This window comes from Allobosea sp. P4_H5, from assembly GCF_056400825.1.
The window spans coordinates 50,854-69,899 of record NZ_JBFUKM010000017.1; the positions used below are offsets into that span (position 1 = coordinate 50,854).

17 protein-coding genes are annotated in these 19,046 nt (G+C 68.0%); 8 read left to right on the plus strand and 9 right to left on the minus strand.

All coding sequences use genetic code 11. The features are described 5' to 3' along the window. Positions 1-8: 8 nt before the first annotated feature. The 4 genes from recF (at position 9) to AC1DS0_RS27610 (ending at position 3,681) form a co-directional block, all read left to right on the plus strand. A complete protein-coding gene (recF, locus tag AC1DS0_RS27595) occupies positions 9-1,136 on the plus strand; it encodes a DNA replication/repair protein RecF (RefSeq protein WP_476817417.1) in 1,128 nt (375 codons plus the stop codon). Between the two features lie 174 nt (positions 1,137-1,310). Continuing rightward, on the plus strand, positions 1,311-2,627 hold the full coding sequence (locus tag AC1DS0_RS27600) for a methyl-accepting chemotaxis protein (protein ID WP_476817418.1): 1,317 nt from the start codon (positions 1,311-1,313) through the stop codon (positions 2,625-2,627). Positions 2,628-2,714: 87 nt separating this feature from the next. After that, positions 2,715-3,329: a LysE family translocator gene (locus AC1DS0_RS27605; protein WP_476817419.1), complete on the plus strand. Its 615-nt coding sequence runs from the start codon at positions 2,715-2,717 to the stop codon at positions 3,327-3,329. 1 nt (position 3,330) lies between these two features. Next, entirely contained in the window at positions 3,331-3,681 is a 351-nt protein-coding gene (locus tag AC1DS0_RS27610; RefSeq protein WP_476817420.1) for a cupin domain-containing protein, read from the plus strand. A 167-nt stretch (positions 3,682-3,848) separates the two neighbouring features. Here AC1DS0_RS27610 and AC1DS0_RS27615 read toward each other — a convergent pair whose 3' ends face one another. Further along, a complete protein-coding gene (locus AC1DS0_RS27615; RefSeq protein ID WP_476817421.1) occupies positions 3,849-4,505 on the minus strand; it encodes an ankyrin repeat domain-containing protein in 657 nt (218 codons plus the stop codon). Beyond that, complete coding sequence (gene hrcA / locus AC1DS0_RS27620; RefSeq protein WP_476817422.1) at positions 4,502-5,584, minus strand: heat-inducible transcriptional repressor HrcA; 1,083 nt, start codon at positions 5,582-5,584, stop codon at positions 4,502-4,504. Before hrcA ends, AC1DS0_RS27615 begins: the two co-directional genes overlap by 4 nt. A 137-nt stretch (positions 5,585-5,721) precedes the next feature. Here hrcA and rph point away from each other — a divergent pair, with 137 nt between their 5' ends. The 4 genes from rph to AC1DS0_RS27640 all read left to right on the plus strand — a co-directional run bounded on the left by rph (position 5,722) and on the right by AC1DS0_RS27640 (position 9,694). Further along, positions 5,722-6,438, plus strand: a complete 717-nt coding sequence (gene rph / locus AC1DS0_RS27625) for a ribonuclease PH (RefSeq protein ID WP_152013153.1) — start codon at positions 5,722-5,724, stop codon at positions 6,436-6,438. A 4-nt stretch (positions 6,439-6,442) separates the two neighbouring features. Continuing rightward, positions 6,443-7,090 (plus strand): RdgB/HAM1 family non-canonical purine NTP pyrophosphatase, encoded by a 648-nt coding sequence (gene rdgB / locus AC1DS0_RS27630; protein ID WP_476817423.1) that lies wholly within the window; start codon positions 6,443-6,445, stop codon positions 7,088-7,090. Further along, positions 7,087-8,289 (plus strand): radical SAM family heme chaperone HemW, encoded by a 1,203-nt coding sequence (hemW, locus tag AC1DS0_RS27635; protein ID WP_476817424.1) that lies wholly within the window; start codon positions 7,087-7,089, stop codon positions 8,287-8,289. Before rdgB ends, hemW begins: the two co-directional genes overlap by 4 nt. 181 nt (positions 8,290-8,470) lie before the next feature. Next, positions 8,471-9,694, plus strand: coding sequence for an SMP-30/gluconolactonase/LRE family protein (locus AC1DS0_RS27640; protein ID WP_476817425.1), 1,224 nt, complete (start codon positions 8,471-8,473; stop codon positions 9,692-9,694). Positions 9,695-9,703: 9 nt separating this feature from the next. Here the strand turns inward: AC1DS0_RS27640 and tsaE are convergent, their stop codons facing one another. From tsaE to AC1DS0_RS27675, 7 genes are all read right to left on the minus strand, one after another. After that, complete coding sequence (gene tsaE, locus AC1DS0_RS27645) at positions 9,704-11,320, minus strand: tRNA (adenosine(37)-N6)-threonylcarbamoyltransferase complex ATPase subunit type 1 TsaE (protein ID WP_476817426.1); 1,617 nt, start codon at positions 11,318-11,320, stop codon at positions 9,704-9,706. Further along, complete coding sequence (locus tag AC1DS0_RS27650) at positions 11,317-13,761, minus strand: sensor histidine kinase (RefSeq protein ID WP_476817490.1); 2,445 nt, start codon at positions 13,759-13,761, stop codon at positions 11,317-11,319. Before AC1DS0_RS27650 ends, tsaE begins: the two co-directional genes overlap by 4 nt. Before the next feature lie 475 nt (positions 13,762-14,236). After that, positions 14,237-15,637 carry an adenosylhomocysteinase gene (ahcY, locus tag AC1DS0_RS27655; RefSeq protein ID WP_476817427.1) on the minus strand — a complete coding sequence of 467 codons (1,401 nt, stop codon included), beginning with the start codon at positions 15,635-15,637 and terminating at the stop codon, positions 14,237-14,239. A 265-nt stretch (positions 15,638-15,902) separates the two neighbouring features. Then, positions 15,903-16,235, minus strand: coding sequence for an HPr family phosphocarrier protein (locus AC1DS0_RS27660; RefSeq protein ID WP_476817428.1), 333 nt, complete (start codon positions 16,233-16,235; stop codon positions 15,903-15,905). 31 nt (positions 16,236-16,266) lie between these two features. Next, entirely contained in the window at positions 16,267-16,668 is a 402-nt protein-coding gene (locus AC1DS0_RS27665; RefSeq protein WP_057189350.1) for a PTS sugar transporter subunit IIA, read from the minus strand. 105 nt (positions 16,669-16,773) lie between these two features. Beyond that, positions 16,774-17,226 carry an HPr kinase/phosphorylase gene (locus tag AC1DS0_RS27670; protein WP_476817429.1) on the minus strand — a complete coding sequence of 151 codons (453 nt, stop codon included), beginning with the start codon at positions 17,224-17,226 and terminating at the stop codon, positions 16,774-16,776. Next, complete coding sequence (locus AC1DS0_RS27675; RefSeq protein WP_476817430.1) at positions 17,223-19,016, minus strand: stimulus-sensing domain-containing protein; 1,794 nt, start codon at positions 19,014-19,016, stop codon at positions 17,223-17,225. The genes AC1DS0_RS27670 and AC1DS0_RS27675 overlap by 4 nt, the downstream gene beginning before the upstream one ends. Between the last annotated feature and the right edge of the window lie 30 nt (positions 19,017-19,046).

Sequence of the window (19,046 nt, forward strand, 5' to 3'; positions counted from 1 at the left end):
AGCGCATCTTGACCGCGGTCGCACGCCTCACGCTGCAGAATTTCCGCTCCTATCCGACCCTTGATCTCGCGATCGAGGGTCGGCTCGTTGCACTGTGCGGCGAGAACGGCGCCGGCAAGACCAATCTGCTCGAGGCGCTCTCGCTGTTCGCACCCGGCCGCGGCCTCAGGCGCGCCGACCTCTCCGAGATGGTGCGCCAGCCGGGCGATGGCGGCTTCGCCGCCTCGATCGGTCTCACCGATGACGGCGCGCGGCTCGGCATCGGCCTGGAGCCGCCCGATGCCGAGGGCCGGCGGGCACGGATCGCCCGGATCGACGGCGCCCCGGCCGGCTCGGCGCTGGCCTTCAGCGACTATGTCAGGCTGGTCTGGCTGACGCCCGATCTCGACGGGCTGTTCCGCGGCGCCGCCGGCGATCGCCGCCGCTTCCTCGACCGGCTGGTGCTGGCGGTCGACCCCGGCCATGGCACGCGCTCGAACGCGCTGGAAAAGGCGCTACGCTCGCGTAACCGCATCCTCGACGAGAGCCCGCACCAGCAGCGCTGGCTCGACGCGGTCGAACGCGAGATCGCCGAGCTCGGCGTCGCCGTTGCCGCCGCCCGCGCCGAGACCGTGGCGCGGCTCTCCGCCATCATCGCCCAGACGGCGGACGAGGCCTCGCCCTTCCCGCAGGCCGACATCGCCCTCGAAGGCGAGATCGATGCGTTGGTCGCGAGCCTGCCGGCGCTCGATGCCGAGGACCGCTATCGCGAGCTGCTGCGGGAGATGCGCCCGCGCGACAAGGCGGCCGGGCGCACCCTCGCGGGGCCGCAGGCCTCCGATCTCGCCGTGCGCCATGCCGCCAAGGACATCCCCGCCGGACAGGGTTCGACCGGCGAGCAGAAGGCGCTGCTGATCGGGCTGGTGCTCGCCCATGCCCGCCTGGTCGCGACGATGAGCGAGCTGCCGCCGCTCGTCCTGCTCGACGAGGTCGCCGCCCATCTCGATCCGCGCCGGCGGGCGGCGCTCTATGGAGCGCTGGCCGAGCTCGGCTGCCAGGTCTGGATGACCGGCGCCGACCCAGCCCTGTTCGGCGATCTCCCTGAGGGAGCCCAGCGCTTCCTGGTCACGCCAGGTGAGGTCAGACCCACGCGCTAGATCATCGCGCGTCCGAACGGACGCGGTTACGATGATCTATCACATTGTTATCGCATCTGATTTTTTCGAAAAGTGGATTCCACTTTTCGGTCCGGTGCTATAGCCAAAGCGGGCCACAGCGGCGGCTCCCCGAAGTATGAAGGCGGTTAATCATTTCGCGCGACACTCCGGGTGATGCATCCGTCGCAGCCGTCCTTCACCGAGGCTGAAGCCTTGATCGCCAGCCGCCTGCTGACGATCCTGGAGCCGCATTTCGACGCCTCCACCCGCAAGCTCTACGCCAAGACGTTCAAGCGCGATCTCGACCAGCTCGACGTCGCCTCCGACGAGCAGGTGAAATACCGCAAGCTGTTCAGGCTCGAGCTCGACGAGCGCTATCGGCTGGCGAAACTGCGCATCGTCGGCCGCGCCAACAACCGCGACATCCTGCTCGCCGACTATCCGCAGTTCTTCCTCGAGGACTTCTCGAACTTCCTCGCCGTCCTCGTCGCGCGCTGGAAGCGGCGATGGGGGCCGGTCGACGAGGCGCTGCGCGTGTTCTGCAAGCTCATGCTCACCGACATCTCCTTTTCGCTAGCCTGCTTCGACGACGCGCTCGAAAGCGACGTCAACGATCGTCTCGGCGCGCTCGAACAGGCCTTTCGCAACGGCATCGGCGAACGCATCTCAGCGATCGAGGCGAGCATGGAGGATGTCGCCGGCTTCTCCGGCCAGCTCTCGACCCAGGCCGGCGCGACCTTGTCGGCCTTGTCCGGCACGCAGGAGCGGCCCGAGCAGGTCGCCGCCTCCGTCGCCGAGATCGTCGCGGCAACGCGGCAATGCGAGCTCGCCAGCGGGCGCATCTCCCAGGAGACGGCGGGGTCGAGCCGCGCCACCCAGGCGGCGAACGCCGAATGCCATGCGATCAGCGACAGTGTCACGCTGCTGCAGCAGGCCAGCGATCGGATCGGCAGCCTGGTCGAACTGATCCGCAGTCTCGCCGCCCAGACCAACCTGCTGGCGCTCAACGCAACCATCGAGGCCGCGCGCGCCGGAGAAGCCGGCAAGGGCTTCGCGGTGGTCGCTGCCGAGGTCAAATCACTCGCCACGGCCACCAACAACGCAACGCAAACCATCCGCCACGGCGTCGGCGAGGTCGTCGATGCCGGGCGCGCCATCGGAGAGGCGGTACGCGGGCTCGGCCAGACCATGCAGACGCTGCAGGACAGCGCCGATGTCGTCGCCGAGTCGGTCGCCGGGCAGGCCAGCCATATCCGCTCGATCGCCGAGCGGGCCGAAAGCTCGTCCTCGGGCGTCGACGCCATCGCACATCATGCCGCGCTGGTCGAAGGCCTCGCGCGCGAAGCGGCTGCGCTCGCCCGGCAGGTCGACGAGCGCGTCCGGGCGACCTCGTCGCAATCGCTGGCACTGGAACAGTCGATCGGCGATTTCCTCGGCGCGATGGGCAAGGCGCGCGCCGAGAAGCGCGGACGCATCCGCCAGACCGGCTGATATCTCCCATCACGCAAGGCGATGGGACACATCCGGTACAGGCTGCTAATCTGCCCGCAACAAGCCGCCATGAGGGAGTAGCGCTCGATGGATCTCGCCGGGCTTCTGGTTTTCGCCGGTGTCTATTTCCTTGCCGTCGCCTCGCCGGGGCCGGGCATCGCCGCGATCGTGGCGCGCTCGCTCTCGACCGGGTTCAGGCGGGCCGTGCCCTTCGTGCTCGGCATCGCATCCGGCGACCTGGTCTGGCTGGCCTTCTCGGCGCTCGGCCTGTCCGTGCTGATGCAGAACTTCCACGGGCTGTTCCTGGTGATCAAGTATGCGGGCTGCGCCTATCTGATCTATCTCGCCTGGAAGCTCTGGACCGCGCCGGTAAAGAGCCTGGAAGATCAGCCGGCGTTGCGCGGCGAGGGCATCCGCCTCTTCCTCGGGGGGCTCGCGCTGACGCTCGGCAATCCGAAGGTGATGGTGTTCTTCGTCTCGATCCTGCCGCTGATCGTCGATCTGCAGGCGCTGACGCCGCTGGCCTTCGTCGAGGTCGCCGTGCTGACCATGCTGATCATCAACACCACCCTGCTCGGCTATGCCTATGCCGCCGACCGGGCGAGGCTGCTGGTCGCCAGCCCCAAGACCATGCGCCGGATCAACCGCGTCACCGGCGGCGTGATGGCCGGCGCCGCGGCGGCGATCGCGGCGCGCGGCTGAGATGGCCGACGAGCCCGCGCCGCGCGTCATCGCCCGCGAGGACTGGGCTGAGACGCCCGGCGAATGGCATGGCGAGGTCCAGGGCTTCGGCGGCGAGGTCTCGCTGATCTTCGTTCAGGCCGAGCCCGGCAAGGGGCCAAGGCTGCACAGCCATCCCTATCCCGAGACCTTCATCGTGCGCGCCGGGCGGGCGCTCTACACGATCGGCGACCGGGAGATCGAGGCCGGACCGGGGGAAATCCTGGTCGTGCCGGCCGGCGTGCCGCACAAGTTCCGCAGCCTTGGGCCGGAAACGCTGGAATCGATCGACATCCACGCCAGCGAGCGCTTCATCACCGACTGGCTGGAATAGCGGGTCCTCCCCCCGTCTTTCCAGGACATCGCGCAGCGATGGGCCTGGAGTCCAGAGCCGATGCCCGTCGCGAGCAGGACTCCCGGGTTCCGCGCTTTCGTCATCAAAGGCATCGGTTCTGGGTTCCGGGCTCGCGCCTTCGGCGCGCCCCGGAATGACGGTGTGTTTCAGCGCCCGCCGGCGGCTGCAATCAGCCTGGCGACCTCGCTCTGGCCGCGCTTGTGGGCATGCTGGAGCGGGCTGACGCCATCCTTGTCGGCAAGATTGGGATTGGCGCCGGCATCGAGCACGAGCCTGGCAACCTCTCGATGGCGCGGGCCGCCATCGCCGAGGATCACGATCTCCAGAAGGCAGGTCCAGCCGAGATTGTTGACGTGATTCACGTCGATGCCTGATGTCAGGAGCAGCTTGGCGGTCTCGACATGAGCGCGCTCGCAGGCCGGGATCAGCGCATTGCCGCCATAGCGGTTGCGCAACGAGAGATCGGGCTTCAGCGGCAGCATCGCCGCGATGATCTCGGTGCGGCCGCTGGCGCCCGCGAGCAGCCAGGGCGTGTCCTGATTCGACGCCTGGGCATTGGGGCTCGCGCCTGCCGCCAGCAGCGCCTTGGCGACGGCAACATGATTGCCGGCGACGGCGAGCAGGAGCGGCGTCTGACGCTGGCCATCGCGCTGTTCGAGATCTGCCTTGGCGGCGATCAGGCGGTTCACCGCGGCAAGATCGCCACGGCCGGCCGCTTCGAGCAGGCCGGTCTGTGCTTCGCTCGCTCCGGTCATCAGCAGCACTCCCGCCAGGATCGCGCCGGCCCGCAGCCACCGCCTCATCTGCCACCGTCGAGCAGGCGCCCGACCACCTTGGCGGTGTAATCGACCATCGGCACGATCCGGGCGTAGTTCAGCCGGGTCGGGCCGATGATGCCGACGACGCCGACGATGCGCTGGCCGCCATCGCGGAAGGGCGCGGCGATGATCGAGGAGCCCGACATCGAGAACAGGTTGTTCTCCGAGCCGATGAAGATGCGCACGCCGTCACCGGCCTCAGCGCGCGAGAGCAAGTCGATCAGTTCGGTCTGCGTCTCCAGATCGGCGAAAAGCAGGCGGATGCGCTCCAGATCCTCCTGCGCCTTCAGATCCTCGAGCAGATTGGCCTGGCCGCGCACGATGAGATGCCGGTCGCTGGAGGGGCCGGAACTCGTGGCGATGCCCGTCTCGACCAGCCGGGCGGTCAATTCGTCGAGCTCGCGCTCCATCAGGATGCGGCTGTCGGCGATCTCGCGGCGAAGCTCGTCGAGCGTTTTGCCGACGATGCGGGCATTGAGGAAGTTGCCGGCCTCGACCAGCGCCGAAGCCGGCAGGCCCGCCGGCAACGCCAGGATGCGGTTCTCGACCGTGCCGTCATCGGCGACCAGCACGGCGAGCGCGCGGCCGGCATCGAGCCGGACGAACTCGATATGGCGCAGGCGGGCATTGGCCTTGGTGGTGACGACGACGCCGGCGCCGCGCGACAGGCCCGACAGCAAGGCCGAGGCCTCGGTCAACGTCTGGTCGAGCGAGCGGTTGCTGGCGGCCGCCCTGATCTGCGCCTCGATGCGGGAGCGCTCGTCCGAGGTGAGGTTGCCGACCTCCATCATGCCGTCGACGAAGAAGCGCAGGCCGCGCTCGGTCGGCAGGCGCCCGGCCGAGGTGTGGGGGGCGTAGATCAGCCCCGCCATCTCCAGATCGGTCATGACGTTGCGCACCGTCGCCGGCGACAGCGCGATCGGCAGCAGGCGGGCGATGTTGCGCGAGCCGACCGGCTCGCCGGTGGTCAGGTAACCGTCGACGATCTGCCGAAAGATCTCGCGCGAGCGCTGGTCGATCTCGACCAGGCCGCCGGGTGTCTCAGGGCGCGTATGGGCGCTCATACCTTGGCGAACAACCTCAATTCCATGGCCCATTGTCCCCGGCGCAGGCAACCGGATCAAGCCCCATGGCCAGTTCGCCTTGCCGCACTCCGGTTAAGCGCCTACAAGCCGCCGACTCCAAAAGACAGGAAGACACGATGAGACCCTCGAAGCGCGCAGCCGACGAGATGCGGAAGGTCACGCTGGAACGCGGCGTGGTGCGCTATGCGGAAGGCTCGTGCATGGTCACCTTCGGTGAGACGAAGGTGCTCTGCGCCGCCACCGTCGAGGAAAAGGGGCCGCCGTGGTTGCGCGGCACCGGCAAGGGCTGGGTCACCGCCGAATATTCGATGCTGCCGCGCGCCACCCATGAGCGCACCCGCCGCGAGGTCACCTCGGGCAAGCCCTCGGGCCGGACGCAGGAGATCCAGCGCCTGGTCGGGCGCAGCTTGCGCGCCGTGGTCGACCTGACGGCGATCGGCGAGCGCCAGATCGTCGTCGACTGCGACGTGCTGCAGGCCGATGGCGGCACCCGCACCGCCTCGATCACCGGCGCCTGGGTCGCGCTGCACGATGCGCTGAAGTGGATGGAAGGACGCGGGATGCTGAAAGGCGCCAATCCGCTGAAGGATCATGTCGCCGCCGTCTCCTGCGGCATCGTCGCCGGCAACCCGGTGATCGATCTCGATTATGTCGAGGATTCCGGGGCGCAGACCGACGCCAATTTCGTCATCACCGGCGCGGGCGGCCTCGTCGAGGTGCAGGGCACTGCCGAGGGCGCTCCCTTCAGCGAGGACGAGCTGATGGCGCTGCTGAAGCTCGCCAAGGGCGGCATCGGCAAGCTGGTCACGCTGCAGAAGGCGGCGGTGGCCTGACGCCATGACCACCAACCGCCTCCTCACCGGCAAGGTCGTGATCGCGACCCACAACCAAGGCAAGCTGCGCGAAATGCGCGAGCTGATGGCGCCCTATGGGGTCGAGCTCGTCTCGGCCGGCGAGCTTGGCCTGCCGGAGCCGGCGGAGGATGGTCACATGTTCGCCGAGAACGCTGCGATCAAGGCGGTCGCGGCGGCAAACGCCTCCGGCCTGCCGGCGCTGGCGGATGATTCCGGTGTCTGCATCGACGCGCTCGACGGCGCGCCCGGGCTGTTCTCGGCCAACTGGGCCGGGCCGGGCAAGGATTTCGCCCCCGCGCTGGCCAGGGTGCAGATGGAACTCGGCAAGCGCGGCGCGACCACGCCCGAGCAGCGCAAGGCGCATTTCGTCTCGGCGCTGGTGATCGCCTGGCCGGACGGGCATCAGGAACTGTTCGAAGGCCGCGTTTTCGGCGAGATCGTCGATGCACCGCGTGGGTTGTCCGGCTTCGGCTACGACCCGATCTTCCAGCCGGCCGGCCATGCCAAGACCTTCGGCGAGATGAGCGCAGAGGAGAAGCACGGCATCCCGCAGGACGGCTCGCCCGGCCTGTCGCACCGGGCCCGCGCCTTCCATGTGCTCGCCGCCGCCTGCCTGAGGGCGCCCGGTTGAGCCCTTCGGCCGCCCTTGCCGCGCGGCCCGGCGTGCCGAAACATCCGACTGCGGATGCCGGCTTCGCCGTCTATGTGCATTGGCCGTTCTGCCTGGCCAAATGCCCCTATTGCGACTTCAACTCTCATGTACGGCATCAGCCGCCGGATCAGGCCCGCTACATCGCCGCCTTCCGCCGCGAGATCGCCCAGCGGGCGCAGCTCGCGCCCGGACGCACGGTGTCCTCGATCTTCTTCGGCGGCGGCACACCCTCGCTGATGGAGGGCGCGACCGTCGGCGCGATCCTCGATGCGATCGGCGAGCACTGGGCCGTCGATCCCAATTGCGAGATCTCGCTGGAAGCCAACCCGACCAGCGTCGAGGCCGGGCGCTTCCGCGATTTCCGCGCGGCGGGCGTCAACCGCGTCTCGCTCGGCGTGCAGGCGCTGAACGATACCGATCTCAAGGCGCTCGGGCGGATGCATTCGGCGCAGGAGGCGCTCGATGCGGTCGCGATCGCGCGGCGCTATTTCGAGCGCTATTCCTTCGACCTGATCTATGCCCGCTCGCCACTGCAGACTCCGGCGCTGTGGCAGGCCGAGCTCGAGCTCGCGATCAGCCATGCCGCCGAGCACCTGTCGCTCTACCAGCTCACCATCGAACCTGGCACCGCCTTCGACCAGCTCTACAAGGCCGGCAAGCTCGCCATTCCCGATCCCGATGCGGGGGCGGCGCTCTACGAGCTGACGCAGGAAATTACGGCCAAGCACGGCCTGCCGGTCTACGAGATCTCAAACCATGCCCGGCCGGGCGCGGAATGCCGGCACAACCTGATTTACTGGCACTATGGCGAATATGCCGGCATCGGGCCGGGCGCTCATGGCCGGCTGGTGACAGCGGATGGGCGCTTCGCACAATCGACCGAGAAGCGCCCGGAAACCTGGCTGGAGCGGATCGAGGCCGGCGGCGACGCGCTCGTCGAGAATGAGCGCCTCTCGGCCGAGTCGCAGGGCGACGAGTACCTGCTGATGGGCCTGCGGCTCGTCGAAGGCATTGATCTCGACGTGTTCGAGGGACTCGCCGGCCGCAAGCTCAACGGCAACCGGATCGGCAGCCTGATCGCCGAGGGCTTCCTCGCCCGCAAGGCCAATGGCCGTCTCGCCGCGACACCGGAAGGCGCACTCCTGCTCGACGCGCTCGTCGCCGATCTCGCAGCCTAAGTGCCGATCCCGGCGGCAGGCGCCGGACTCGGTATCATTAAACCGATTTAGATCGATGAGAAGCCCTGTTGAGGCAGGGTTCGTCATGACCGCATGGTCACCTTCCGCCACGTCACCGCCGCAATCGGCGCTCCCGATGGCCGGGTAAGAACGACATAAGTTCAACCTAGGGAGGTCACCGATGCAGCCACGCATAATCGATGAATCACGCCCCGCATTGTCACGCCGCCGCCTGTTGCAGGTTGCGGGGGCAGGAGCACTCGTAGCAGCCGCCGATACGGCCTTCGCGCAGACCCCGGCCGCCCGACCTGGGCCGCCGAGCACGATCACCACGCCGCCGCGCGATTTCAGCCGCGGCGGCGCGCCGACCACCTATTTCTGGGATCCGGACGTCCTCGCCGTCGATCCCGCCTTCGAAGGGCTGGCCCAGCCCAATGCCGCGATCCAGCGGCTGTGGACCGGCGCGCTCTGGGCGGAAGGCCCCGCCTGGAACGCGCAGGGGCGCTATCTCGTCTGGAGCGACATCCCGAACAACCGGCAGATGCGCTGGCTCGAGGATGACGGCCGCGTCAGCGTCTTCCGCACGCCATCGGGCAACAGCAACGGCAACAGCTTCGATTTCCAGGGGCGGCAGCTCTCCTGCGAACATCTCAACCGCCGCGTCGTCCGTTATGAGCTCGACGGATCGGTGACGATCCTCGCCGACAAGTTCGATGGCAAGCGGCTGAATTCGCCCAATGACGTCGTCCAGCATCCCGATGGCAGCTACTGGTTCACAGATCCGCCCTATGGCGGCCAGCTCTATGAGGGCGCGCCCGATGCGGCCGGGGGCCCAAGCAACACTAGCGGCAAGATCAATCCCCGGCTCGGCCAGCCGCCGGAGATCGGCTTCTACAAGCGGGAATTGCCGACGAACTGCTATCGCATCGATCCGAGCGGCCGCGTCGATCTCGTCGTCACCGAGCAACAGGTGCCCGATCCGAACGGGCTCTGCTTCTCGCCGGACTACAAGAAGCTCTACATCGCCTCGACCGGCAAGGGCCCGGGCGACACCGGCCCCGGCGGCAAGGGCGACATCCACGTCTTCGATGTCGGCGCCGACAACAAGCTCTCGAACGGCAAGCTGTTCTCGGACTGCATGGTCGACGGGGTGAAATGCGGGCCGGATGGTTTGCGCTGCGACGTGCAGGGCAATCTCTGGGCCTCCAGCAACGCCGGACGCGCCGTCGGCTACAACGGCGTGCTCTGCTTCAACCCGGAGGGCAAACTGATCGGCCGCATCCGGCTGCCGGAGGTCTGCGGCAATGTCTGCTTCGGCGGGCCCAAGCGCAACCGGCTGTTCATGGCCGCGAGCCAGTCGATCTATGCTGTCTATCTGGGCACGCAAGGCGCCGGGCCGGGCTAAGCGCCCGGCTCAGACCCCGTCCTGCTCGGGCTCGGGCCGGTCCTGCTCAGCGGGGTCGGCCTCGGCCTTCGCTTCCGGCTTCTCCTGCCCGGCAAAGAGCTTTGGCAGATAGGTCTCGTACCAGGCCTTCAGCTCTGCCAAGGCCGGCTGTTCGAGGTTGCGGCGGAGGTAAGCCTCGATCCGGGGCAGATGCTTGAGATAGCCGGGCTTGCCGTCGCGCCGGTCGAGCCTCGCGAAGATGCCGGCGATCTTGGTGTTGCGCTGGGCGCCGAGGATCGCGTAGGCGCGGGCGAAACCCGGGACGTCGAAGCCCGGATCGGTGCCTCGCCGCGCCCCGGCATAAGCGGCGAGCAGGCGCAATTCCAGCGCCGCCGGCACGTCGACGCGCGCATCCTGGCCGAGCGAGACGAGGTCGTAGGCGGGGTGGCCGAGCACCGAATCCTGGAAATCGATCAGGCCGAGCCTTGCATGGCCGACGCGATCGGCCAGCCAGAGCAGGTTCGGCGAGTGATAATCGCGCAAGGTCCAGGTCGCCGGCGTCTCGAAGAGCTCGTCGAACAGCTTTTCCCAGATGCGGCTGAACTCCGCCCGTGTCACCGCCGGCAGGGTGACGCCGGCGATATGCGGGGCGTACCAGTCGAGCACCAGCTCTGTCTCGATGGCGAGCGCCTCGCGGTCATAGTCGGGCATGACGTGATCGCGCCCTTCAGCCACCGGCAAGATGGTGGGGAGCGCGTGCCGATGCAGCTCGGCGAGCAGGCGCGCCGCGGCCTCGTAGCGTTCGGGGATCGGCCCGTCCGCGCCGACCACCGGCTCATTGCCAAGGTCCTCGATGATCAGCAGGCCGGTGACGAGATCCTGCGCCAGGATCTCCGGCGCGGAGAGGCCGAGCGAGCGCAGCCCCTTGTCCATGGCGACGAAGGCTTCGACGGTCTCCGCGAGATGGGCGATGGCGCTGTAGGGCTTGCCCTGGCGAATCGCCGGCCCATCCGGGCGCGGCGGCGAGATCATCAGGATCGCGGTCTCGCCCGAGGGCCTGATCAGGCGCTCATAGGCACGGCTGGAGGCATCGCCGAGCATGAACTCGCGCTTCGCTTCGCTCCAGCCGGCCTCGTCGATCAGGCGACGGGCGCCGATCGCGAGCGCCAGTCGCTGGCGCCAGAGCACCCCGCCGGAGAGCGTCGCGATCCGGCCCTGCTCGGGATTGTCGGGGTCGACATCCAGCACGATGTCGAGCCGCCGGCCTGCCGGGAGGCGCGTGCCGGCGCGGTCCGGCCATTCGACGATGGTGACAGCGAGGTCGAGGTCCTCGATCAGCCCGATATCGTCGAGCTCGTCGGGGCTGCGGACGCGGTAGAGATCGGCGTGGAGCAGGAGCCCACGCGGACTGTCATAGCTCTGCACCAGCGTGAAGGTCGGGCTCGGCGCCTCCAGCGCCGGATCCCCGGCGAGGCGGCGCAGCATCGCTCGCGCCAGCAGCGACTTGCCGGCACCGAGATGACCGGAGAGCGCGACGATGTCGCCGGTCTTGAGGATGTCGGCGATATCCTGGGCCAGCCGCGCCGTTGCGGCCTCGTTCGGCAGGATGACGACATGGGTACCAGCCCGCGCGGCCTCGTCACTCATTCGGCCGCGTCCGAGATGCGCATGCCCTCAGGCGGGAAGACGGCGGTGACGCGGGTGCCCTTGCCCAGGGCGGAATCCAGCTCGACGCGGCCGCCATGCAGTTCGACGATCGAGCGGACCATCGACAGGCCGAGCCCGACGCCGCGATGGCGTGATCCCAGCGAATGACTCTCGAAGCGGTCAAACACCTTTTCCTTGACCTCGTCCGGGATGCCGCGGCCCTCGTCGGCGACGGTGATGCGGATCTCGCCGCCGAAGCGGCCTGCGCTGACGCTAATGGTCTGGCCGGGCTGCGAGAAGCCGATCGCATTGGAGAGCAGGTTGAACAGAATCTGGCGCAGGCGCTTGGGATCGGCGCGCAGGGGGCCGGTCTGGGGAGCGATATCGACCTGCAGCTTGAGCTTGCTATCGGCCAGGCGATCCTGCAGCCCGGTCGCGGCCTGGGCGATGCTCTTGGCGACGTCGACCTCCTCGAGATCGAGGGCGAGCGCGCCATTGTCGATCGAGGCGAGGTCGAGGATGTCGTTGATGATGGCGAGCAGCGCGCCGGAGGAGCGGACGATGTGACCGGTGTAGTCGCGCTGCTTGTCGTTGAGCGCGCCGACCGTCTCCTCGCCGAGCAATTGCGCGAAGCCGATGATGTTGGTCAGCGGCGAGCGCAATTCGTAGGAGACGTGGTGGACGAACTCCTCGCGCAGCCGCGAAGCGCGCTCCAGAGCGTCGTTGCGCTCGGTCAGCGCCCGCTCGACGTTCACGCCGGCGGTGACGTCGGCGAAGGTGATCAGCGTCGCGCCATCGGGCAGCGGCGTGGCCGTGCAGTCGAGCACCGTGCCATCGCGGCGTTCCATATGGCAGCGATAATCCTCGCGCGCATCGCGCACGCCGGCGACCGCGCTGCGAATTTCGGTCCAGACCGCGTCGTCCGGGAAGAGCGGGCGGCTCAGGGTCACGACCTCGTCGATATGCGGCGCCGCGGCGGCGCGCTCCGAGGTGAGCTTCCAGAGCTGGGCGAAGGCCGGATTGGAGAGCTTGAGACGCCCGTCCGAGCCGAACACGGCGACGCCCTCGCGCAGCGAGTCGAGCGTCTCGCGCTGGGTGCGCGAGAGCGCGTTGAAGCGCGATTCCAGGGTGAAGCGCTCGGTCTCGTCGTCGAAGAGGTAGGTGACGCCGCCCTGCGGGTTCGGGCTGGCGACGACATGGACGGTCCGCCCGTCGGGCAGATACCACCAATCCTCGCTGGCGCGCGTCGCGGTATAGGCGGCATGGACCTGGGCCTTCCAGGTGCGGTAGTCGCCGAGCTCGGGCAGGCGCCGCTCGGTCCGCAGGCGGTCGAGGATCTCGCCGTCGCCTGGGCTTGAATCGAGGAAACCCGGATCGAGCGACCAGAGAGCCTCATAGCCGCTGTTGCGATAGACCAGGCGCTGCGAGGCGTCGAAGACGGCGACGCCGGTCTTCAGCCGGTCGAGCGTGCGCACATGCGCGTCCATCTGGCGCTGCAGATCGGCGCGAACCGCCTCGAGCTCGCTCATATCGGTGGCGATACCGGCATAGCCGGAAGGCGTCGGCGTCTCCATGACGTCGACGATGCGGCGCTGGCCGGCCATGACGACGGGCGCGCGCAGCTGGAAGATGCGCCCGTCCTTGCGGGCCTTGGCCGCCGCCTCGCGCTCGCTGCGATCGAACAGGTCGAGCCCAGCCGTGACCGCCTGCTGGCTGTCGGCGGCCTCGACGGCGCGGGCATAGGCTGCGTTGACCCAGCTCAGGTGGCCATCGGTCGCGCGCATCCAGACCGGCTGAGGCACGCCGGCGAGCAAGGTCGTGAGCGCGGCATGGTCGGTGGCGAGTTTGCCGAGCTCATTCTCCAGCGCCAGCGCCCGCGCCCGTTCGCCGCCGACCTCACGCAGACGGATCACGGCGCGGCCGGCGACGGGCCGCCCTTCCGCATCGACGAAACGCCCCGCCTTGGCCTTGAAGGTGAAGGCGAAGGCCTCGCCGCGCTCCTTGAGGGCCTCGGTCGCCAACTCGAGGCGCTTGGCCTCCGCCGGCGGCGCCCAGGTTCCGTATGCCAGCGCCGGAGCGGGGCCGCCGATGCCAAGGAAGCCGCTATCGCCCTCGACCATGGGGCTCGCTTTCGGCCCGTCCCAGCTCAGCACGACCTGCCGGTCTGTCGCGAGCAGGGCACTGAGCCGTTCCTGATGGCCGCGGGCAGCTTCCAGCCCGGCGGCGAGCTCGCCTTCCCGGCGGGTCCAGCGCGAGCGCTCGCGGACATAGAGGATCGAGGTGGTGGTGGCGAAGACGACGAGGCCGACGAAAATCAGAGACAGACCGCCAGTGCTCAGCCAGTCCGCCCGCAGGGGCAGCAACGCCTCGGCCTGTGCGAGAGCCGGAACCGGCGCTGCGCCGGCAAGCCCGGGCAGAAGGAGGCGGACCACTCCGTTCATCTCCCGCCCGACCTGCCTTGCCCGTCTCATTCTCGCATCCGTCCTGTTCCAGGCCAATCTTCCGGCCGTAGCCGGCGGGCCGCCGCCAACGCGACAACCGGCCATGGCTCCCTTCAGGGATCCACGCCCGCAACCCGCAAAGCCACCGCTGCACGAAACCGGGCGCCACATGCGAAGCCTACCGGCAGCCCGAATCAGTGCCACTGTAATCACCGCATGACTCCGGCAGGAAGTGCTTAATCGACGGTAAAGGCCAAATGGCGACGGCCGGGTTCAAGACAGGCAGAAGGGCATCAACAAGTTGATACGGGCCGCACTCGCGCATCTATTAGTAGTATGAAAGGCGATGATTGGCCCTGAATGCGAAAAAGCCCGGCGCAAGGCCGGGCTTCTGAAAGATGGCGCTGGGTCCGGGAAACCGGTTCCCGATGGCGCGATGTCGCTTCGCCCGGCCGGCAGCGGCCGGGCGAAGGTGTCAGTAGCGATAGAGCTCCGGCTTGAACGGGCCGGCCTGCGACACGCCGATATACTTCGCCTGGGCGTCGTTGAGCTTGGTCAGCTTGGCGCCGACCTTGGCGAGGTGCAGCGCCGCGACCTTCTCGTCGAGGTGCTTGGGCAGGGTGTAGACCTTGTTCTCGTACTTGCTGTGGTGGTTCCAGAGCTCGATCTGGGCCAGCGTCTGGTTCGAGAACGAGCAGGACATCACGAAGGACGGGTGGCCGGTCGCGTTGCCGAGGTTCACCAGGCGGCCTTCCGAGAGCAGGATGATGCGCTTGCCGTCGGGGAACTCGATCTCATCGACCTGCGGCTTGACGTTGTCCCACTTGAAGTTCTTCAGGCCGGCGACCTGAATCTCCGAGTCGAAGTGGCCGATGTTGCAGACGATGGCGCGGTGCTTCATCGCGCGCATGTGGTCGACGGTGATGACGTCGAGGTTGCCGGTCGCGGTGCAGAAGATGTCGGCGCGCGGCGCGGCGTCTTCCATGGTGACGACCTCATAGCCTTCCATCGCCGCCTGCAGGGCGCAGATCGGGTCGACCTCGGTGACGAGCACGCGGCAGCCGGCCTGGCGCAGCGAGGCGGCCGAGCCCTTGCCGACGTCGCCATAGCCGGCGACGACCGCGACCTTGCCCGACATCATCACGTCGGTGCCGCGGCGGATGGCGTCGACCAGCGACTCGCGGCAGCCATAGAGGTTGTCGAACTTCGACTTGGTGACGCTATCGTTGACGTTGATCGCCGGGAACGGCAGGCGACCCGCCTTGGCGAGCTCATAGAGGCGGTGCACGCCGGTAGTCGTCTCCTCGGAGACGCCCTTGATCGCGGCGCGGGTCTTGGTGAACCAGCCCGGATTGGCCTTCAGCTCGCGCTTGATCAGCGCGAAGAAGATCGTCTCTTCCTCATTGCCCGGCTTGTCGAGGAAGGCGGCGTTGCCGGCCTCGGCCTCGGCGCCGAGGATGATCAGCATGGTCAGGTCGCCGCCATCGTCGAGGATCATGTTCGGCGTGCCGCCGTCACCCCAGGTCGCGGTGCGCAGCACGTACTCCCAGTACTCCTCCAGCGTCTCGCCCTTGATGGCGAAGACCGGGGTGCCGGTGGCGGCGATCGCGGCCGCGGCGTGATCCTGGGTCGAGAAGATGTTGCAGGAGGACCAGCGCACGTCCGCGCCGAGATCCTTGAGGGTCTCGATCAGCACGGCGGTCTGGATGGTCATGTGCAGGCAGCCGGCAATGCGGGCGCCCTTGAGCGGGGCCTTGCCCTTGTGCTCGGCGCGGATCGCCATCAGGCCCGGCATCTCGTCCTGGGCCATGTTGATTTCCTTGCGGCCGTAATCCGCGAGGCTGATGTCCTTGACGACGTAATCCTGCTTCGACACGGGGAGGCTCCAATCGATCGTTCTTTGAATGACGGCGGCTCTCTAGCAGGGCGCCCACAAGAACGCAATCAAAGATATAAAGATGTCTTTATATCCACCGCGGAACGGTAGCCTTCACCACGGCCACCAGCCCTTCTCCCGACCCCTGCGGATCGAGAGGCTGCCGGTCAGAAACATCAGGACAAAGCCGACCAGGCCTACGAGCGTCACGACGAGATCCACGGAGGCGAACAGCGCGGAGATCGTCGCCCATATGGCAGGGCGCCTATTCGCCCTCGCCGAACCTGTCGGCGACGAGGGTCCCCAGCGCCTGGAGCGCGTCCTTGGCGTCGGCGCCCTTGGCGACCACGGTGATGGTCGAGCCGATGCCGGCGCCCAAGGTCAGGATGCCCATGATCGAGGTGGCGCCGACCGTCTCGCCGCAGCGGGAGACGGTGATGTCGGCGTCGAACTGGCCGGCGCATTGCACGAATTTCGCGGTGGCGCGGGCGTGCAGGCCCTTCTTGTTGACGATCTGGAACTCGCCATAGACGGCGCCGGCCGGAATCTCGACCTCGGTGCAATCGCAATCTTCGTCGCGAATCTCGTCTTCGCGCATGCCTTGCACGCCGAACCTCACTTACCCGAACTCATTTGCCCGCGAGCACGCGGCTGGCCACCGTAATGTATTTCCGGCCCGCATCCTGCGCGCTGCTGACGGCCTCGTCGAGGGTCTTCTCCTCGCGCACGCTGGCGAGCTTGATCAGCATCGGCAGGTTGATGCCGGCAACGACATCGATCCGACCCGGCTCCATCACGGAGATTGCGAGATTGGAGGGCGTGCCGCCGAACATGTCGGTGAGGACGATGACGCCCTTGCCGGTCTCGACCTGCTCCACCGCCGCGATGATGTCGCGCCGACGGCCCTCCATATCGTCATCGGGCGCGATGGCGATGGTTGCCAGGTTGGCTTGCGGGCCAACGACATGTTCGAGCGCGGCGCGGAATTCCGTCGCCAGGTGCCCATGCGTAACAAGCACGAGTCCGATCATTCAGTCCCACCGAAGAGCGCCCATCGGCGCCCGGACAAGGTCGCGGTTTATGCGGCAGGTGCGAAAGATAGGCAAGGCGCTTGTCTCGAACTCGTCCAAGACAATTCAATCAGAGCCAGCGAAGAGCGCAAGCGCCGTCAGGATCAGACGTTCGTCGCCGGCCCTCGGCAGCACGGACAGCCGCGGCAAGGTGATGCCGGCGATGGTCTCGACCAGCGCCTCCGGTTCCGGCATACGCTCGGGTTCGGTGCCGCAATCGATCACCAGCCGGAGCACCGCGACGGCTAGATGGGGCTCCGGCGTTAGGCCGAGGCCGCGGCGCTCGACCAGCCCCTCGATCGGCGGCACCGGCGCAGCGAGGAGGCGGCCGGCCTTGACGGCAATTTCAGTGCGATCGTCGGCGATCAGCCTGGCGAAGCGGCCCTGCGACTGCGCCAGCCCGATCAGCGCCAGCGCCAGGTTGGACTTGCCGGCACCGGAGGGGCCGCGGATCAGGATGCCGGCCTCGCCGATGACGACGGCACTGGCATGCAGGCGAAGCGGGGGCGTAGCGCTCATGCCGGCTGCGCCGCTGCCGGCAGCCGCACGATGAAACGGGCGCCGAGCCGCTTGTCCTCGCCTTCCGACTGCTCGGAGGCGTAGCGGTTCTCGGCCCGGACCGTGCCGCGATGGGCTTCGACGATCTGGCGCGAGATCGAGAGGCCGAGGCCGGAATTCTGGCCGAAGCCGCTTTCGGGCCGGTCGGTGTAGAAGCGCTCGAAGATCCGCTCCAGCGCATGCGGCGGAATGCCGGGGCCGTCATCCTCGATGGTGATCAGCACGTCGCCAGCGACGCGCGAGAGCTTGACCCTGACCGGTTTGTCGGCCGGCGAGAAGGAGCGGGCGTTCTCGATCAGGTTGACGAAAACCTGGCCGAGGCGGGAATCGTGGCCGAGCACGCGGAAGGGGTCGGCACCGGGGCGCTGGCCGCGCCGATCGACCGCAAGCTCGACGACCGGCTGGCCGTCGCGGCGAATCTGGTTCTGGACCGAGACGACCGCCTCGATCAATTGGGCGACGTCGAGTGGAGCCGAATCGTCGCGGGCGAGCTCGGCATCGAGACGCGAAGCGTCGGAGATGTCGGTGATCAGCCGATCAAGCCGCTTCACGTCATGGCGGATCACCGCGAGCAGGCGGCTGCGGGAATCGTCGTTCTTCGCCAGCGGCAAGGTCTCGACGGCGCTGCGCAGCGAGGTCAGTGGGTTCTTCAGTTCATGGGCGACGTCGGCGGCGAAGCGTTCGATCGCCTCCATGCGATTGTAGAGCGCCTGGGTCATCTCGCGGAACGAGCCGGAGAGATGGCCGATCTCGTCATGGCGGCTGGAGAAATCCGGGATCTCCTCGCGCGACTTGACGCCGCGGCGGACGCGCTGAGCGGCGTCGGCGAGCTTGCGGATCGGCTCGGCGATGGTGCCGGCGAGCAGCACCGAGAGGATGATCATCACGCCGGCCGCGACCGCGAAGACCTGGAAGATGGCGTAGCGCTCGGAGGCGATGACGGCGTCGATGTCGCCGCCTTGGGTCGAGAGCAGCAGCGCGCCGCGCACGGCCCGGAAGCGCTGCACCGGCACCGCCACAGAGACGATGGTCTCGCCGCGGGTGTTGACGCGCACCACGCTCGCCGGCGAGCCGGCCAGCGCCCGGGCGACCTCGGTGTAGGACCTGCCATTGGCATTGGCGAAATCGTCATAGGCCGGCACGTCGGCGCGGCCGAGCCGGTTGCGCAGCAGGTTCCAGGTCCGTTCGAGCAAGGGCGGCTCGTCGCTCTCGCCGATGCGCGGCAGGTCGAGCCGCAGGATGTCGCCGCGCGAATAGAGATTGCGCGAATCCAGCGTCAGCATCCCGTCCTTGTCGTAGATGCGGGCGCGCGTCTTGGTCGGCGTCACCAGCCGGCGCAGCAGCGGAGCGACCTTTTCCGGATTGATCGAGAAATCGAGTGGGTCCTCGGCGATGGCGCCGCTCTCGCCGGCCTGCATCTGCAGGAGCTTGTCGGGATCGATCGCGATCGTGTCGGTCTCGACCGTGGCGGAGGCGGCGATGGCGCCGGCGATGATCTCGCCCTGGGTCAGAAGGCTCTGCACGCGCGCCTCGATCAAGCCCTCGCGGAACTGGTTGAGGTAGAGGAAGCCGACGAGCAGCGCGACGAGGCCGGCGAGATTGAGGACGACGATGCGCCGGGTCAGGCTGGAGGCCGCGCGCCCGGAGATGGCGCGCAGCATGCGGCGGCCGAACAGCGCGGCACGACGGCGCAGCGTCAGCCCCGGCCGCGGCCCGCCGGTGCGGACCCCTTCCTGTTCGATGGTCGCCATGAGCGGCTCATACCCTGTCCCGGCGCCCGC

Coding starts and splice junctions, on each gene's coding strand:
- AC1DS0_RS27600 (WP_476817418.1), top strand. CDS start 1,311: ATGCATCCGTCGCAGCCGTCCTTCACCGAGGCTGAAGCCTTGATCGCC.
- AC1DS0_RS27605 (WP_476817419.1), top strand. CDS start 2,715: ATGGATCTCGCCGGGCTTCTGGTTTTCGCCGGTGTCTATTTCCTTGCC.
- AC1DS0_RS27610 (WP_476817420.1), top strand. CDS start 3,331: ATGGCCGACGAGCCCGCGCCGCGCGTCATCGCCCGCGAGGACTGGGCT.
- AC1DS0_RS27615 (WP_476817421.1), bottom strand. CDS start 4,505: ATGAGGCGGTGGCTGCGGGCCGGCGCGATCCTGGCGGGAGTGCTGCTG.
- hrcA (WP_476817422.1), bottom strand. CDS start 5,584: ATGAGCGCCCATACGCGCCCTGAGACACCCGGCGGCCTGGTCGAGATC.
- rph (WP_152013153.1), top strand. CDS start 5,722: ATGAGACCCTCGAAGCGCGCAGCCGACGAGATGCGGAAGGTCACGCTG.
- rdgB (WP_476817423.1), top strand. CDS start 6,443: ATGACCACCAACCGCCTCCTCACCGGCAAGGTCGTGATCGCGACCCAC.
- AC1DS0_RS27640 (WP_476817425.1), top strand. CDS start 8,471: ATGCAGCCACGCATAATCGATGAATCACGCCCCGCATTGTCACGCCGC.
- tsaE (WP_476817426.1), bottom strand. CDS start 11,320: ATGAGTGACGAGGCCGCGCGGGCTGGTACCCATGTCGTCATCCTGCCG.
- AC1DS0_RS27650 (WP_476817490.1), bottom strand. CDS start 13,761: ATGAACGGAGTGGTCCGCCTCCTTCTGCCCGGGCTTGCCGGCGCAGCG.
- AC1DS0_RS27660 (WP_476817428.1), bottom strand. CDS start 16,235: ATGCGCGAAGACGAGATTCGCGACGAAGATTGCGATTGCACCGAGGTC.
- AC1DS0_RS27665 (WP_057189350.1), bottom strand. CDS start 16,668: ATGATCGGACTCGTGCTTGTTACGCATGGGCACCTGGCGACGGAATTC.
- AC1DS0_RS27670 (WP_476817429.1), bottom strand. CDS start 17,226: ATGAGCGCTACGCCCCCGCTTCGCCTGCATGCCAGTGCCGTCGTCATC.
- AC1DS0_RS27675 (WP_476817430.1), bottom strand. CDS start 19,016: ATGGCGACCATCGAACAGGAAGGGGTCCGCACCGGCGGGCCGCGGCCG.